The following is a 15,418-nucleotide window of genomic DNA, read 5'->3' as shown; positions in this document are numbered from 1 at the left end:
ATGTAAATGTATGCGAGCACATTTTTGGATACTTTAAAACAAAGCTAAAAAAACAAGAAAAAGATCATTTTATAGAACTGTTCGACATGTGGGGTGCCACAATCTTCGACCAGCTGGCCTGCCGCATCCTGTTCCACCAGCTGCGCTACGAGGGCACGTTCACGCCGCCGTCGCTGCAGGGCACGCTGGTGTTCCCGGGCAATCTCGGCATGTTCGAATGGGGTGGCATCGCGGTCGACCCGGTGCGGCAGATCGCCATCGCCAACCCGATCGCGATCCCGTTCGTCTCCAAGCTGCTGCCGCGCGGCCCCGACAACCCGGCGGCGCCGAACGACGCGCACCCGTCGGGGTCCGAGATCGGCGTCCAGCCGATGTACGGCACGCCCTACGGCGTCGTCCTGCACGGCTTCCTGTCGCCGCTCGGCCTGCCCTGCTACCGGCCGCCCTGGGGCTACATGGCCGGGATCGACCTGAAGACCATGAAAATCGCCTGGATGCACCGCAACGGCACCATCCGCGACGAGGCGCCGGTGCCGATCCCGCTGAAGATGGGCGTGCCCAGCCTGGGCGGGCCGATGACCACCGCCGGCGGCGTCGCCTTCCTGACCTCGACGATGGATTACTACATCCGCGCCTATGACGTGACCAATGGCGAGCAGCTGTGGGAAGACCGGCTGCCGGCGGGCGGCCAGTCGACGCCGATGACCTATGCGATCGACGGCCACCAGTATGTCGTCACCGCCGCCGGCGGCCACGGCTCCTTCGGCACCAAGATCGGCGACTACGTCATCGCCTACACGCTCGCCCGATGAGGGAACAGGGGGAGCCTGCTGACGGGGCTACGGGCTCTCCGTCCGGGCAGCCCCGCGCCGCCCCCTCCGCTCTGACCGCACGGCGTAGCCCACGCCGGAGGCGAGCAACGCCGCCAGGCCGAACCAGGTGATGGCATAGACCAGGTGGCTGTTCGGGAAGGCGATCACCGTCAGCCCGCCGACCGGCAGGCCGCCGGGATTGGGCGTGGCGTCGGCGTCGATGAAATAGGGCGCAACATCAGTCAGCCCGCGGGACGCGGCGATGGCGGCGACGTCGCGGGAGTACCAGCGCTCCGCCGCCGGGTCGTTCGAGCGCAGGAAGCCGCCCTTGGGCTCGGTGATACGCAGCAGGCCGGTGACCGTCACCGGCCCCTCCACCTGCCCCGCCGCCCGCGTCGCCGGGTCGCGGTTCTCGGTCGGCACGAAACCGCGGTTGACCAGGACGACGGTACCGTCCGCCGCCTGCAGCGGCGTCATCACCCAGTAGCCGGCGCCCTTCACTGTCGAGGCGGTGACCTGGGCCTCGCGGTCGTTGAGGAAGCGGCCGGAGATACGGACATGGCGGTATTCGTCCCGGTCGGCATTGACCCCGCCCCAATCCGCCGGGCCCGGCGGCGCTACCGGCTCGGCGGCGACGCGCTGGTCGACCCGGGCGATCAGGTCGAGCTTCCAGGCCCGCCGCTCGACCTGCCAGACGCCGAGCGCCAGCAGGCCGGCAAAGACAGCGAGGGCCGCCACCCCGAGCAGGATCAGAGTGGCGGTCGAGCGAGGCCGATATGCCTCGCCCTGGGTCACGGCATGTTGCGCATGTCGTGGGCGGAGACCGGCATCATGTTGTGGTTGAGGTGGTACATCACCCACAGCGAGCCGGCGAGCGTGATCACCACCAGCACCACGGTGAAGATCAGGGCCAGCATGGTCCAGCCGCCCTCCGACCTCGTGTTCATGTGCAGGAAATAGACCATGTGCACGACGATCTGGACGACCGCGAGCGCCATGATCACCAACGCCGTGGTCTGGGCATCGGTGAAGACGTCGCCCATCACCAGCCAGAACGGGATGGCGGTCAGGATCACCGCCAGCACGAAGCCGGTGATGTAGCCCTTCAGCGTGCCGTGGCCGCTGGCGTCGCCATGGTGGTCGTCGCCGTGATGGTGGCCGGCGTGATCGGTGTGGGCGGCGCTCATGCCATGGATCCCATCAGATAGACGAAGGTGAAGACGCCGATCCAGATGACGTCCAGGAAGTGCCAGAACAGGCTGAGGCACATCAGCCGGCGCTTGTTGTCCGGAATCAGCCCGTGCTGGGCGACCTGGATCATCATCGTCACCATCCAGACGATGCCGACGGTGACGTGCAGCCCGTGCGTGCCGACCAGGGTGAAGAAGGACGACAGGAAGGCGCTGCGCTGCGGCCCCGCCCCTTCATGGATCAGATGCGCGAATTCATAGAGCTCGAGCCCGACGAAGGCGACGCCGAACAGCGCCGTCACCGCCAGCCAGGCCAGGGTAGCGCCCTTGCGGTTGCGCTCCATCTCCAGCATGGCGAAGCCGCAGGTGATGGAGGACAGCAGCAGCATCGAGGTGTTGACCGCCACCAGCGGCAGGTCGAACAGGTCGGCGCCGGACGGGCCGGCCGCGTAGCTGCGGCCGAGCACGCCGTAGCAGGCGAAGAGGACTGCGAAGATCAGGCAGTCGCTCATCAGGTAGATCCAGAAGCCGAGCATCGTGCTGCCGCCCGAATGCTCATGCTCCTCGTCGACGTGGAAGCGGGTCTCGCCGTTGGCGGCAGGGTTGATCGCGGTCATCAGGAAGCGGCTCCCGCCCGGGCCAGCGCGCGGCTGCGCTCATCCTCGACCCTGGTCACGACCTCGGCCGGGATGTGGTAGTCGCGCTTATAGTTGAAGGTGTGCCCGATCGACACGGCCAGCATGGCGACGAAGCCGAGCGCGGCCAGCCACCAGATGTGCCAGACCATGGCGAAGGCGAAGGCCACGCTGATGGCGCCGAGGATGACGCCGGTGCCGGTGTTCTTCGGCATGTGGATCGCCTTGAACCCAGACAGCGGCCGGACATAGCCGCGCTTCTTCATGTCGTCCCACGCGTCGTGGTCATGCACCAGCGGCGTGAAGGCGAAGTTGTACTCCGGTGGCGGCGACGAGGTGGACCATTCCAGCGTGCGGGCGTTCCAAGGGTCGCCGGTGACGTCGCGCAGCTGCTCGCGCCGCAGGAAGCTGACCACCAGCTGGACCAGGAAGAACAGGATGCCGAAGGCGATCAGCACCGCGCCGAAGGCGGCGATGACGAACCAGATCTGCAGCGATTGGTCGTCGAAATGGTTCACCCGGCGGGTGACGCCCATCAGGCCCAGCACGTAGAGCGGCATGAAGGCGAAGTAGAAGCCGATGAACCAGAACCAGAACGACATCTTGCCCCAGAACGGATCGAGCTTAAAGCCGAAGGCCTTGGGGAACCAGTAGGTGAAGCCGGCGAACACGCCGAACACCACGCCGCCGATGATGACATTGTGGAAATGGGCGATCAGGAACAGGCTGTTGTGCAGCACGAAGTCGGCCGGGGGCACCGCCAGCAGCACGCCGGTCATGCCGCCGATGACGAAGGTCACCATGAAGCCGATCGTCCACAGCATCGGCACCTCGAACCGGATGCGGCCCCGGTACATGGTGAACAGCCAGTTGAACATCTTCGCCCCGGTCGGGATCGAGATGATCATCGTGGTGATGCCGAAGAACGAGTTCACGCTGGCGCCGGAGCCCATCGTGAAGAAGTGATGCAGCCACACCAGGTAGGACAGGATGGTGATCACCACCGTGGCATAGACCATCGAGGTGTAGCCGAACAGGCGCTTGCCGCAGAAGGTGGCGACGACCTCGGAGAAGATGCCGAAGGCCGGCAGGATGAGGATGTAGACCTCCGGATGCCCCCAGATCCAGATGAGGTTCACATACATCATCGGGCTGCCGCCGAAGTCGTTGGTGAAGAAGTTCGTGCCGGCGTAGCGGTCGAGCGACAGCAGGGCCAGGACGGCGGTCAGCACCGGGAAGGCGGCGACGATCAGGACGTTGGTGCACAGCGCGGTCCAGGTGAAGACCGGCATCTTCATCATGGTCATGCCCGGCGCCCGCATCTTGACGATGGTGGCCACCAGGTTGACGCCCGATAACAAGGTTCCGATGCCCGCGACCTGCAGGCCCCAGATGTAGTAGTCGACGCCGACATCCGGGCTGTAGGCGATGCCGGACAGCGGCGGGTAGGCCAGCCAGCCGGTCTTCGCGAACTCGCCGACGAACAGCGAGATCATGATGATCACGGCGCCGGCCGTGGTCATCCAGAAGCTGAAATTGTTCAGGAACGGGAAGGACACGTCGCGGGCGCCGATCTGCAGCGGCACCACGAAGTTCATCAGGCCCGTGACGAAGGGCATGGCCATGAAGAAGATCATGATCACGCCATGGGCGGTGAAGATCTGGTCGTAGTGGTGCGGCGGCAGGTAGCCCTCATTGGCGCCGAAGGCGATGGCCTGCTGCGCCCGCATCATGATGGCGTCGGAGAAGCCGCGCAGCAGCATGACCAGGGCCAGGATCACATACATGATCCCGATCTTCTTGTGGTCGATGCTGGTGAACCATTCGCGCCAGAGATAGCCCCACAGGCGGAAATAGGTGATGGCCCCGAGCAGCGCGATGCCGCCGAGCGCCACCGCGATGAAGGTGACGACCAGGATCGGCTCGTGGAACGGCAGCGCGTCGAGCGTCAGCTTGCCGAAGACGAGCGTCTGGAGATCTAGGTTTGAGAACATCGGGCTACTCTGTCGTTCCGGAAACCGCCGCTGCGGGCGACGGCCTCCGCGATAGTGTCGGTGCCGCGGCCCGGGACGGGCCGGCGGCGGTCATCGATACGGTCCTCACTCGACCCGGCTGGGCGACGCCGCCCAGCGGCTGAACAGGATCCCCTCCGGCGGCCGGTTCTCGGCCATGTCGCCGTCGGTGGTGCAGATCGCCGCGACATAGCTCCGGACCGGGCCGGCGCCGCGGCGGACATCCTTGTCGTGGTTCAGCGCGATGACGTTGTCGATCCCGGCCATGCCGCCGCCACCACGGGAGTCGATGCTCATCATCTCGTTCATGCACATCTTCGAGCGGTCGACGCACATATTGAGGATGGCGCCGTAGAGGTCGGAGGCGACCGTGCCGTAGTGGCGAACCGGCTCGCGCTCGCTCGGCCGCTCCAGCGCCAGGTATTCTTCGCGGCTGAGATTGGCGCCGCTCGATTTGACCTTCTGCACCCAGGCGTCGAAATCGCCGGCGGCCAGGCCGTGGAAGGCGAAGCGCATGCCGGAGAAGCCGGCGCCGCTGTAATTGGCCGAGAAACCCTCATACTCGCCGGGCTTGTTGATCACGGCGTGCAGCTTCGTCTCCATCCCGGCCATGGCGTAGATCTGCCCCGCCAGCGCCGGCACGAAGAAGGAGTTCATCACCGTCGCCGAGGTGATCTTGAACTGGATCGGCACGTCGACCGGGGCCGCCAGCTCGTTCACCGTGGCGATGCCCTGTTCCGGGTAGAGGAACAGCCATTTCCAGTCGAGCGCCACGACCTCGACCGTCAGCGGCTTCACATCGGCGGCGACGGTGCGCTCCGAATCGATGCGCTCCAGCGGCCGGTAGGGGTCGAGCGTGTGGGTGCTGATCCAGGTCAGGGCGCCGAGCGCGATGATGATCACCAGCGGGGCGGACCAGATCACCACCTCGAGCTGAGTCGAATGGTGCCAGTCGGGGTCGTAGGGGGCGTCCTTGTTCGACTGGCGGTACTTCCAGGCAAAGAACAGGGTCAGGGCGATCACCGGCACGATGATCAGCAGCATCAGGATCGTGGAGATCACGATCAGGTCGCGCTGCTGCACCGCAATATCGCCGGAAGGGGACATGACCACCATGTTGCACCCGCCCAGGAGGACCAGGGCAGGAAGCGCAGCGAGGCGGCCTAAAGCTTTGATGGACATGCCGTTGCCTGGAAAGCGAGAACGATAAGGCGGCCCTGCCTTACCGAAGCGTTACGCTCTGTAACAGTGGACAGTTTGTCCTACCAGATGCCCGATCGTTGCAGTGCAACATCGTCGCACCGGGGTTGACGGCAGGGTCCCCGGCGATTCCGGAGCCGCTCGGGCTCGCTTGCCGCGATTTGACGCACCGGAATCCTGGGCCATACTCAAAAGAAAAAACAGCGGCATCTCGGCCGGCCCACCCAGGAGGAACATTTATGGCCACGCTCAGTCGAGACTTCGGGTCCCAGCCCCCGACCGCCGCGCCACGGCACCGCGCAGGTGTCCCACCCGGCGAGATCGCGATCGGCGTCGTGATCGGCCGGACCGCGGAATTCTTCGACTTCTTCGTCTATGCCATCGCCTCGGTGCTCGTGTTCCCGCGGTTCTTCTTCCCGCATGCGGCGCCGCTTGACGCGATGCTCTACTCCTTCGCCGTCTTCGCCCTCGCCTTCGTCGCCCGCCCGATCGGCTCCGTCGTCTTCATGGCGATCGACCGGCGGCACGGCCGCAGCGTCAAGCTGACCGCGGCGATGTTCCTGCTCGGCGGCTCCACCGCCGCCATGGCCTTCCTGCCCGGCACGGCCGACATCGGCACCGCCGCCGTCGCCCTGCTGGCGCTGTGCCGGATCGGCCAGGGCCTGGCCCTGGGCGGCGCCTGGGATGGTCTGGCCTCGCTGCTGGCGCTGAACGCGCCGCAGAACCGCCGCGGCTGGTACGCGATGATGCCGCAGCTGGGCGCCCCGCTGGGCTTCATGCTGGCCAGCGCGCTGTTCGCCTTCTTCCTGATGAACCTGCCCACCGCCGACTTTCTGGACTGGGGCTGGCGCTACCCGTTCTTCGTCGCCTTCGCGATCAACGTCGTCGCCCTGTTCGCCCGGCTGCGCCTGGTGGTGACCGAGCAGTTCGAGCGGCTGTACGAGAGCAAGGATCTCGAGGCGCAGAGCGTGTTCCAGACCATCCGGCAGCAGGGCCACAACATCCTGGTCGGGGCCTTCGTGCCGCTGGCCACCTTCGCCCTGTTCCACCTGGTGACGGTGTTCCCGCTGAGCTGGGTGACGCTGTACACCGACCACAATGCCGGCAATTTCCTGATGACGGAGTTCGCGGGCGCCATCCTCGGCGCCGTGATGATCGTCGTCTCCGGCCTCATCGCCGACCGCACTGGCCGGCGGACGATCCTGGCGATCTGCGCCGTGCTGATCGCGATCTTCAGCTTCGTCACGCCGCTGCTGCTGGGTGGCGGGCCGACGGCGCGGTCGCTGTTCGTGATCCTCGGCTTCGGCCTGCTGGGCCTGTCCTTCGGCCAGGCGGCGGGCGCCGTGGCGTCGAACTTCCCGAATGCCGACCGCTACACCGCCTCGGCCCTGACCTCGGACCTGGCCTGGATGGTCGGCGCCGGCTTCGCGCCCCTGGTGGCGCTGGCTCTGGCCAGCCATTTCGGCCTGGCCCTGGTCGGCGCCTATCTCCTATCCGGCGCCGTCTGCACCCTGGCAGCGCTGCGGGTCAACAAGGAGCTGGAGCTCCGCGGCAACTGATGCCCCGCTCGGTTGGGTTCGCCCCGGCGAACCCAACCGATGCGCTGCGGCGCTAGCCCCGGATCACCAGGCTGCTGCGGTCGACCTTGGTGATGTCGCCGGTGCCGGTCAGCGCCATGCTGATGTCCAGTTCCTTGCGCATGATCTCCAGCGCCTTCGTGACGCCGGCCTCGCCCATCGCCGCCAGGCCGTAGAGGAAGGCCTTGCCCATCAGGCAGCCGCGGGCGCCCAGGGCCACGGCCTTGAGGATGTCCTGGCCGGACTGCACGCCGCCGTCGAACAGCACCTCGGTCTTGTCGCCGATCGCCTGGACGATTCCCGGCAGGGCCGAGATCGAGGACCGCGCGCCGTCCAGCTGCCGGCCGCCATGGTTGGAGACCACTACGGCGTCGGCGCCGGTCGAGGCCGCGATCCGCGCGTCATCCTCGTCCAGCACGCCCTTCAGGATCAGCTTGCCGGGCCAGATGCTGCGCACCCATTCGACATCCTTCCAGCTCAGCGACGCGTCGAACTGGCTGGCGGTCCATTGCGACAGGGTCTTAAGGCTGTCCGCGCCCTTCACATGGCCGTCCAGGTTGCCGAAGCTGCGGCGCTTGCCGAACAGCACCTTCATCGCCCAGGCCGGCTTGGTGGCGATGTCGAGCGCGTTGGCCAGGGTCAGCCGCGGCGGCACGGCCAGGCCGTTCTTCAGGTCGCGGTGGCGCTGGCCCTGGATCTGCAGGTCCAGCGTCAGCACCAGGGCCGAGCATCGCGCCGCCTTCGCCCGCTCGATCAGCGACTGCGAGAAGCCGCGGTCGCGCATGACGTAGAGCTGGAACCAGAACGGCTTCTTCACCGCCGCCGCCACGTCTTCGATCGAGCAGATCGACATGGTCGACAGGCAGAACGGGATGCCGAAGGCCTGGGCCGCCCGGGCGCCGTGGATCTCGCCGTCGCCGTGGAACAGCCCGGTCAGGCCGGTCGGCGCGATGGCCAGCGGCATGGCCACGTCCTCGCCCAGAATCGTGGTCGCGACCGAGCGCTTGTCGACGTCGATCATCACCCGCTGACGCAGGCCGATCGCCGCCAGGTCCGCCCGGTTCGCCCGCAGCGTCACCTCGTCATAGGAGCCGCGGTCGGCATAGTCGAAGATCGCGCGCGGGATGCGCCGGGCCGCCAGCGCTCGCAGGTCCTGGATGTTGGTGATCGTCGGCATCTGGGTCTTCTGGGCAAAATTTTTATGTCTGATAAATTGCGCGGACGCGGCTGTCACCCCCGCAATTCCGCCGCGGCCATCTTTACACATCCCGGCCGGCACGCCAGGGTGGCGGCCATCATGACGACGACTCTCTCCCGCCTCGACCGCGCCCTCGCCGCACTCCCCCGCCTCTATCCCGGGCCCGGCGGCGCCGCCGCTGTGCTGCGGGACGGCGAGATCCTGGCCCGCCACGCCTGGGGCTGGGCCAATGCCGAGCGGCGCATCCCGTTCACGCCGAAGTCGCTGTTCCGGATGTGCTCGGTCACCAAGCAGTTCACCTGCGGCCTGGTGCTGGACGCCTTCCCGGACCCGACGGTGCTGGACGGCGACGTGCGCGCCCGCCTGCCGCTGCTGCAGGGCGAGGCGCCGGGCGCGCTGCACCTGTGCCACAACCAGTCCGGCCTGCGTGACTACTGGGCCGTGGCGATGCTGCACGGCGCGCCCGCCGAGTCGCCTTTCGGCGACCGCGAGGCGGAGCGCGTGATCACCGGCACCCGGTCGCTGCACTTCGCGCCGGGCACCCGCTATTCCTACGTCAACCAGAACTTCCGGCTGCTGTCCGACATCCTCGAAGCCCGCACCGGCCGTGGCTTCGGCGAGCTGCTGCGCAGCCGCATCTTCGACCGCGCCGGCATGGACAGCGCCATCCTGGCCGCCGACACCCGCGCCATGCCGGACGGCACCGAAGGCTATGAGGGCACGCAGGCCGGCGGCTTCCGCGCCGCCGAGAACCGCATTCTGTGGACCGGCGATGCCGGCCTCGGCGCCAGCTTGGACGACATGATCGCCTGGGAGCGCCACATCGACGCCACCCGCGACGATCCGGAGGCGCTGTACAGCCGCCTGTCGGCGCCCACGACCTTCTCGAACGGCGCCGCCGCGCCCTACGGCTTCGGCCTGAACCGGGCGACCGAGTTCGGCCGCGCCTATACCGGTCATGGCGGCGCGCTGCGCGGCTGGCGCAGCCATCGCCTCTATGTGCCGTCGGAGCGGGTGTCGGTGGTGGTGCTGTTCAACCATCTCTCCGACGCCCAGGCCGCGGCGCTGGACCTGCTGGCAGCCGTGCTGGACGAGGAGCGGACGAAGCCGGCCGCCGACCTGCCATCGCCCGCCTGGCTCGGCGCCTATATCGAGCCCGAGACCGGGCTGTCGGCCCGTATCGATATGGCTGACGGGAAGGTGCGGCTGCGCTTCGGCCATTCGGCGGAGAAGTTGGAGCTGCAGCCGGACGGCAGCGCCGGCAACGGGCGCACCCGGCTGCGGCCGGCGGCCAACGGGCTGTGGCTGGACCGGCCGCAGGAGAACCAGAGCTCCCGCCTCGCCCCCTGCAATGGCGAGCCCGCGATCGACCTCGGCGGCCGCTACCGCTGCAATGAGCTGGACGCCGAGCTGGAGGTGGTCGATGCCGGCGGCACGCTGTATGGCGGCTTCTCCGGTTTCCTCGGCCAGGGCCGGATGGAGCTCCTGGACCCAGTCGGGCCAGATCTTTGGGCCCTGCCCTGCCCGCGCGCGCTGGACCACACCCCGCCGGGCGACTGGACCCTGGCCTTCCGCCGGGACGGCAGCGGCCGGGTCGCGGAAGTCGAGGTCGGCTGCTGGCTGGCCCGGCGGCTGCGGTACGAGCGGGTGGGCTAAGGCTGCGGTTTCTGACTTACCGGGCTCGACCACGGATATCCGGTTCACTTTCCTGTCATCCTCGGGCTTGACCCGAGGATCCAGGGGCTTTCATAGCAGCTTTCGACTGCCCCTGGATTGCCGGGTCAAGCCCGGCAATGACAATAGGGGCTGGGTCGATTTGCCGAGCCACTGATCGCTTGACCTATCCAGAACAAAAATCGAACATGCCCTCCTGCACACACGGGAGGACCCCATGACCAGCCAGTCCGACAAGGCCCTTGCCTTCCAAAGCCTGCATGCGCGGCCGGGCGTCTTCGTGATCCCGAATCCCTGGGACGCCGGCACCGCCAAGCTGCTCGCCGGGCTCGGGTTCGAGGCACTGGCCACCACCAGCGCCGGCCATGCCTTCACCCTCGGCCGCAACGACGGCGCGCAGAAGGTCAGCCGCGAGGAGACACTGGCCAATGCCCGGGCCGTCGTCGAGGCCACGAACCTGCCCGTCTCCGCCGATCTCGAGAACGGCTTCGGCGATGCGCCGGAGGCCGCGGCCGAGACCATCCGCCAGGCCGCCGCCGTCGGCCTGGTCGGCGGCTCGATCGAGGATGCCACCGGCCGCGCCGACGACCCGATCTACGGCCTCGACCAGGCGGTGGCGCGGGTGCGGGCCGCGGTGGCGGCGGCGCGGTCCCTGCCCTTCCCCTTCACCCTGACGGCGCGGGCCGAGAACTTCCTGCACGGCCGCCGCGACCTGGCCGACACGGTCCACCGGCTGCAGGCCTTCCAGGAGGCAGGGGCCGACGTGCTCTACGCCCCCGGCCTAGCGACCCGGGAGGAGATCGAGGCGGTGGTGCGCGCGGTCGACCGGCCGGTCAACGTGGTGATGGGTCTGGTCGGCGCCCGCTTCACGGTCGAGGAGTTGGGCCAGATCGGGGTCAAGCGGATCAGCGTCGGCGGATCGCTGGCCCGGGCCGCGCTAGGCGGCTTCCTGCGCGCCGCCCGCGAGATCAAGGACCAGGGCAGCTTCGGCTATGCCGACGACGCCGTGCCGCACAAGGAGATCAATGTCTTGTTCGCGGCGAGGTGAACACCGGCCTTCTCTCCGCCGTCATTGCGAGGAGGCGAAGCCGACGAAGCAATCCATTGTCCCGCGCGAGCGGATGGATGGATTGCTTCGCTGCGCTCGCAATGACGGTGTGAGGAATTCTGAGAGCCGCAGAGGCAGCGTAAGAAGTTCAAGTCCGAGGGTCTTCCGACCAGCCTTATCCAGGCCCATACTCCCTTTATGACCAGCCCCGACTCACGCCTCACCATCCGGCCGATGGCCGGGTCGCTCGGCGCCGACATCGACCTTGCCGGCCCGGTCGACGACACGCTCTTCGCCGCGATCCGCCAAGCCCTGGACGACCATCTGGTGATCCATCTGCACGGGCTCCACCTGGTGCCGGAAGAGCTGGTGGCGCTGACCCGCCGCTTCGGCACCATCAGCCGGGCGCCCTATATCACCCACATGGCCGAGCATCCGGACATCGTGGCCGTGAAGAAGACGGCGGATGAGCGCAAGGTCAGCACCTTCGGCAACGCCTGGCATTCGGATTTCAGCTTCCTGGACCAGCCGCCGATGGCGTCGCTGCTCTATGCCGTCCAGGTGCCGAGCCATGGCGGCGACACGCTGTTCGCCAACATGTACGACGCCTATGACGCGCTGTCGGACGGGCTGAAGGTGGTGCTGGACGGGCTCGACGCCATGCATTCCGGCAAGCCCTACGGCACCGGCGGCGTGCCGGGAAACGTCGCCGTCTCGAAATCGATCGGCATCGAGCGCAACCGGCCGGAGGCGGACCGCGAGGTCGCGCATCCGGTGGTGCGGGTCCATCCCGGCACCGGCCGCAAGGCGCTGTTCCTCAATTCGATCTACACCCAGCGCTTCGCCGGCATGACGGTGGAGGAGAGCAAGCCGCTGCTCCACTTCCTCTACGCCCATGCGGTCCGGCCGGAATTCACCTGCCGGCTGCGCTGGACCGCGGGCGACCTGGCGATCTGGGACAACCGCTGCACCCTGCACTACGCCGTCAACGACTATGACGGCCAGAACCGGCTGCTGTACCGCACCATGGTGCAGGGCGAGCGGCCGGTGCCGGCGGTGCCACGCGCCTAAGGATTCGTCGAGAGACGTTCCCTTCACTTGTCATTGCTGGGCTTGACCCGGCAATCCAGGGGCCACCGAGAGCGGCTCTTGAAAGCTCCTGGATCCTCGGGTCAAGCCCGAGGATGACAAGAAATGGAATAGAGACTTGGGCTCCCTCAGCCCTGTGGCTTATAAGCGATCGCCTCGATCTCGACCTTGCAGTCGACCATCATGTCGGCGCGGACGCAGGAGCGCGCCGGGCGGTCGCCGGTGAAGTAGCTGTCATAGGTGCGGTTGAAGGCCGCGAAGTCGCGGGTGTCGTCCAGCCAGACCGTCACCTTGATCACGTCGTCCAGCGTGCAGCCGGCCAGCTCCAGCGCCGCCTGGACGTTCTTCATGGTCTGCCGGGTCTGGATCTCGATGCCGCCGGTGACGACGACGCCGTTCTCGTCGAACGGCACCTGGCCCGAGACATAGACATAGTCGCCGGCCCGCACGGCCTTGGAGAAGGGCAGCTTCTGCCCGCCGGCGCCGGTGACGGTGGTTCCGAAATGCTCGCGCTTGCTCATGGTTCTTCCTATTTGACGGCGCCGAGGGCCAGGCCGCGCACCAGATAGCGCTGCAGCCAGGCGAAGACGATGGCGACGGGGATCGTCGCCAGGAACGTCGCGGCCATGACGTGATGCCACTCGATCGTATAGCGGCCGGCGACGAGGGAGAAAATCTTGATCGGCAGCGTGTGCGTCTCCGGCGCCCGCAGCAGGCTCAGCGCCACGGCGAACTCGTTCCAGGCGTTGATGAAGGTGAAGATCGCGGTCACCACCATGGCCGGCGCCGCCAGCGGCAGGAACACGCGGATCACGGTGCGGAAGCGCGACGCGCCCTCCAGCCACGCCGCCTCCTCCAAATCCAGCGGGATGGTGGCGAAATAGCTCTGCAGCATCCACACGGCGAAGGCGATGTTGAAGCCGGCATAGACCAGCACCAGCGAATCGACCGACCCGACGAGGCCGAGCCAGGCCACCAGTCGGAACAGCCCGATCACCAGCACGATCGGCGACAGCATCTGGGTGACCAGCAGGAAGTCGCGATACAGCCCCTGCCCGGGGAAGCGGTAGCGCGACATGGCATAGGCGGCCGGGATGCTGACCGCCAGCGCCAGCAGCGTCGCCAGGGTCGAGGCATAGAGGCTGTTCAGCAGCGCCGTGCCGAAATCCGTCGCCTGCCACATGGTGACGAAGTTCTCCCAGGCGATCCGGCTGGGCAGCCAGGACGGGTCGGCCGACAGCACCTCGGCCGCCGGCTTCAGCGCCGTCGCCACCATCACGGCGAAGGGGAACAGCACCACCAGGATCAGCGGCGACAGTGCCAGCCAGCACAGGATGCTCTTCCTAAGCATTGCGCTCGCTCCGCATCGCCATGCGCAGATAGATCAGGGTGAAGACCAGCAGGATGGCGAACATGATCAGCGAGATCGACGCAGCCTCCCCCATCTTCCCGAGCTGGAAGGCCAGCTTGTAGAGGTAGGTGACCAGGATCTGCGTCGAATCCGACGGCCCGCCCCCGGTCAGCACCCAGATGATCGGGAAGGAGTTGAAGACGTAGATGATGTTCAGCACCACCGCCATGTTGATGAAGGGCCGCATCAACGGCAGCGTCAGGGTGCGGAAGCGCTGCCAGGACGAGGCACCGTCGGTCGACGCGGCCTCGTAGATGTCGCTGGGGATCGAGGACAGCCCGCCCAGGAAGATCGTCACCGTGAACGGGACCGACACCAGGATGCCGATCAGGATCTGGATCGGGAAGGCGGTGGCGGCGGAGGCCAGCCAGATCACGTTGTGGTCGGTGATGCCGAGATCCTGCAGGGTCAGGTTCAAGAGGCCGGATTCGCCGTTCAGCGCCCAGCGCCAGACGATCGCCATCATGGTCAGCGACACCGACCAGGGCAGCATCACGATCACCCGGGCCAGGCCGCGGCCGTGGAACTCGGTGTTCAGGATCAGCGCCACGGGGACCGAGACCAGGACGGTGCCGGCCACCACCGCGGCGGTCCAGACCAGGGTGCGCCACAGGCTCTCCATGAACACCGGGTCGGCCAGGACGCTGCCGAGATTGGCCAGGCCGGTGAAGTCGCGCAGCTGGCCGAAGCGGTTGACCTGGTGCGACGCCACCGTCAGCAGGTCCCACACCGGATAGGCGATGATGAACGCCGCCAGCAGGAAGCTGGGCAGGATCAGCAGGAACGGGGTCAGGCCCGGCAGGCGGGCGGCCAGGGGCTGGGTCCGGCGCAACGCACCCTCTTCCTCCCCTTGCGGGAGGGGGGCGGGGGGAGGGGTTCGGGCAGCAGACCGGCTGTCAGACATGGTCCCGGTTCGGTTCTCGGAAGAGTTGCCGGCGGATTGGCTGCGGCAGCCCCCTCCCCCTACCCCCTCCCGCAAGGGGAGGGGGAGGTTCTGAGAGAGCCGGGCCTGTGCTGTCCTACTTCGCGCCCAGGACGCCGTTGGCCTGCTCGGCGGCGGCCTTCAGAGCCTCCTCCGGCTTGGCCTCGCCGAGATAGATCTTCTGCAGCGCCCGGCCGGTGGCGTCGGCGATCTCCTCCCACCCGGCGATGGTCGGGGCGAACTTGGCGCTCGGCAGCTGGGCGTTGAAGACCTTCAGGTTCGGGTCGTCGGTGAAGTAAGGCAGCTTGGCCACCGCCTGGTTCTCGGTCAGGAAGCCTTCATTCACCGTGAACTTCTCGCGCCAGTCGTTCTGGAACAGGAAGTCGAGGAACTTCCAGGCCTCGTCCTTCACCTTCGAGTTCTCGAACAGCACGATCGAATCCGTAACCGCATAGGTGGCGGAGGTGGTGCCCTTCGGCACCGGCGCCACGCCGTATTTCAGGTTCGGCGCCTCGGTCTTGATCTGGCTGGCCAGGAACGGCGCCGTGAACATCATGCCAATGCGGCCCTGCTTGAACAGGTTCTGCACGTCCTCGCGGTTGTAGGCGGTGACGCCCGGCTCGGTCAGCCCGTCATCGATCATCTGCTTG

At 67.2% G+C, this 15,418-nt stretch carries 14 protein-coding genes and 1 pseudogene; 5 read left to right on the top strand and 10 right to left on the bottom strand.

From position 1 onward, the window contains the following. Nucleotides 1–83 precede the first annotated feature (83 nt). Nucleotides 84–812 (top strand): annotated as a pseudogene (locus ABDW35_RS17210) (membrane-bound PQQ-dependent dehydrogenase, glucose/quinate/shikimate family); the annotation flags it as partial. 27 nt (nt 813–839) lie between these two features. Here the strand turns inward: ABDW35_RS17210 and ABDW35_RS17205 are convergent. The 5 genes from ABDW35_RS17205 to cyoA form a co-directional block, all read right to left on the bottom strand. After that, nucleotides 840–1,550, bottom strand: coding sequence for an SURF1 family protein (locus tag ABDW35_RS17205; protein ID WP_343715112.1), 711 nt, complete (start codon nt 1,548–1,550; stop codon nt 840–842). A 53-nt stretch (nt 1,551–1,603) separates the two neighbouring features. After that, nucleotides 1,604–1,999: a cytochrome o ubiquinol oxidase subunit IV gene (cyoD, locus tag ABDW35_RS17200; RefSeq protein WP_343715111.1), complete on the bottom strand. Its 396-nt coding sequence runs from the start codon at nt 1,997–1,999 to the stop codon at nt 1,604–1,606. Continuing rightward, nucleotides 1,996–2,619, bottom strand: a complete 624-nt coding sequence (gene cyoC, locus ABDW35_RS17195) for a cytochrome o ubiquinol oxidase subunit III (RefSeq protein ID WP_343715110.1) — start codon at nt 2,617–2,619, stop codon at nt 1,996–1,998. The genes cyoD and cyoC overlap by 4 nt, the downstream gene beginning before the upstream one ends. Next, nucleotides 2,619–4,631 (bottom strand): cytochrome o ubiquinol oxidase subunit I, encoded by a 2,013-nt coding sequence (cyoB, locus tag ABDW35_RS17190; RefSeq protein WP_343715109.1) that lies wholly within the window; start codon nt 4,629–4,631, stop codon nt 2,619–2,621. Before cyoB ends, cyoC begins: the two co-directional genes overlap by 1 nt. 105 nt (nt 4,632–4,736) lie before the next feature. Then, nucleotides 4,737–5,765, bottom strand: a complete 1,029-nt coding sequence (cyoA, locus tag ABDW35_RS17185; RefSeq protein ID WP_343715108.1) for a ubiquinol oxidase subunit II — start codon at nt 5,763–5,765, stop codon at nt 4,737–4,739. Nucleotides 5,766–6,088: 323 nt separating this feature from the next. On the opposite strand from cyoA, the gene ABDW35_RS17180 reads away from it, so the two are divergent. After that, nucleotides 6,089–7,408, top strand: a complete 1,320-nt coding sequence (locus tag ABDW35_RS17180) for an MFS transporter (RefSeq protein WP_343715107.1) — start codon at nt 6,089–6,091, stop codon at nt 7,406–7,408. Nucleotides 7,409–7,460: 52 nt separating this feature from the next. Here ABDW35_RS17180 and ABDW35_RS17175 read toward each other — a convergent pair whose 3' ends face one another. Further along, on the bottom strand, nt 7,461–8,603 hold the full coding sequence (locus ABDW35_RS17175) for an alpha-hydroxy acid oxidase (protein WP_343715106.1): 1,143 nt from the start codon (nt 8,601–8,603) through the stop codon (nt 7,461–7,463). A gap of 120 nt (nt 8,604–8,723) precedes the next feature. Between ABDW35_RS17175 and ABDW35_RS17170 the strand changes: the two genes are divergently transcribed. From ABDW35_RS17170 to ABDW35_RS17160, 3 genes are all read left to right on the top strand, one after another. Then, nucleotides 8,724–10,280 (top strand): D-aminopeptidase, encoded by a 1,557-nt coding sequence (locus ABDW35_RS17170; RefSeq protein WP_343715105.1) that lies wholly within the window; start codon nt 8,724–8,726, stop codon nt 10,278–10,280. 235 nt (nt 10,281–10,515) lie between these two features. After that, on the top strand, nt 10,516–11,346 hold the full coding sequence (locus ABDW35_RS17165; protein ID WP_343715104.1) for an isocitrate lyase/phosphoenolpyruvate mutase family protein: 831 nt from the start codon (nt 10,516–10,518) through the stop codon (nt 11,344–11,346). A 198-nt stretch (nt 11,347–11,544) separates the two neighbouring features. Continuing rightward, entirely contained in the window at nt 11,545–12,417 is an 873-nt protein-coding gene (locus ABDW35_RS17160; RefSeq protein ID WP_343715103.1) for a TauD/TfdA family dioxygenase, read from the top strand. A 146-nt stretch (nt 12,418–12,563) separates the two neighbouring features. Here ABDW35_RS17160 and ABDW35_RS17155 read toward each other — a convergent pair whose 3' ends face one another. The 4 genes from ABDW35_RS17155 to ABDW35_RS17140 form a co-directional block, all read right to left on the bottom strand. Beyond that, on the bottom strand, nt 12,564–12,956 hold the full coding sequence (locus ABDW35_RS17155; RefSeq protein ID WP_343715102.1) for a RidA family protein: 393 nt from the start codon (nt 12,954–12,956) through the stop codon (nt 12,564–12,566). Between the two features lie 8 nt (nt 12,957–12,964). Then, nucleotides 12,965–13,786 carry a carbohydrate ABC transporter permease gene (locus ABDW35_RS17150; RefSeq protein ID WP_343715101.1) on the bottom strand — a complete coding sequence of 274 codons (822 nt, stop codon included), beginning with the start codon at nt 13,784–13,786 and terminating at the stop codon, nt 12,965–12,967. After that, complete coding sequence (locus ABDW35_RS17145; RefSeq protein ID WP_343715100.1) at nt 13,779–14,678, bottom strand: sugar ABC transporter permease; 900 nt, start codon at nt 14,676–14,678, stop codon at nt 13,779–13,781. Before ABDW35_RS17145 ends, ABDW35_RS17150 begins: the two co-directional genes overlap by 8 nt. Before the next feature lie 187 nt (nt 14,679–14,865). Continuing rightward, nucleotides 14,866–15,418, bottom strand: a 553-nt coding sequence (locus ABDW35_RS17140) for an extracellular solute-binding protein (RefSeq protein WP_343715099.1), incomplete at its 5' end; no start/stop codon positions are given.

This window comes from Inquilinus sp. (genome assembly GCF_039594555.1).
Classification (GTDB): domain Bacteria; phylum Pseudomonadota; class Alphaproteobacteria; order DSM-16000; family Inquilinaceae; genus Inquilinus.
This window is presented reverse-complemented; position numbering and strand designations above follow the sequence as displayed.

Coding starts and splice junctions, on each gene's coding strand:
- ABDW35_RS17160 (WP_343715103.1), top strand. CDS start 11,545: ATGACCAGCCCCGACTCACGCCTCACCATCCGGCCGATGGCCGGGTCG.
- ABDW35_RS17180 (WP_343715107.1), top strand. CDS start 6,089: ATGGCCACGCTCAGTCGAGACTTCGGGTCCCAGCCCCCGACCGCCGCG.
- cyoA (WP_343715108.1), bottom strand. CDS start 5,765: ATGGTGGTCATGTCCCCTTCCGGCGATATTGCGGTGCAGCAGCGCGAC.
- cyoB (WP_343715109.1), bottom strand. CDS start 4,631: ATGTTCTCAAACCTAGATCTCCAGACGCTCGTCTTCGGCAAGCTGACG.
- ABDW35_RS17170 (WP_343715105.1), top strand. CDS start 8,724: ATGACGACGACTCTCTCCCGCCTCGACCGCGCCCTCGCCGCACTCCCC.
- cyoC (WP_343715110.1), bottom strand. CDS start 2,619: ATGACCGCGATCAACCCTGCCGCCAACGGCGAGACCCGCTTCCACGTC.
- ABDW35_RS17150 (WP_343715101.1), bottom strand. CDS start 13,786: ATGCTTAGGAAGAGCATCCTGTGCTGGCTGGCACTGTCGCCGCTGATC.
- ABDW35_RS17175 (WP_343715106.1), bottom strand. CDS start 8,603: ATGCCGACGATCACCAACATCCAGGACCTGCGAGCGCTGGCGGCCCGG.
- ABDW35_RS17155 (WP_343715102.1), bottom strand. CDS start 12,956: ATGAGCAAGCGCGAGCATTTCGGAACCACCGTCACCGGCGCCGGCGGG.
- ABDW35_RS17165 (WP_343715104.1), top strand. CDS start 10,516: ATGACCAGCCAGTCCGACAAGGCCCTTGCCTTCCAAAGCCTGCATGCG.
- cyoD (WP_343715111.1), bottom strand. CDS start 1,999: ATGAGCGCCGCCCACACCGATCACGCCGGCCACCATCACGGCGACGAC.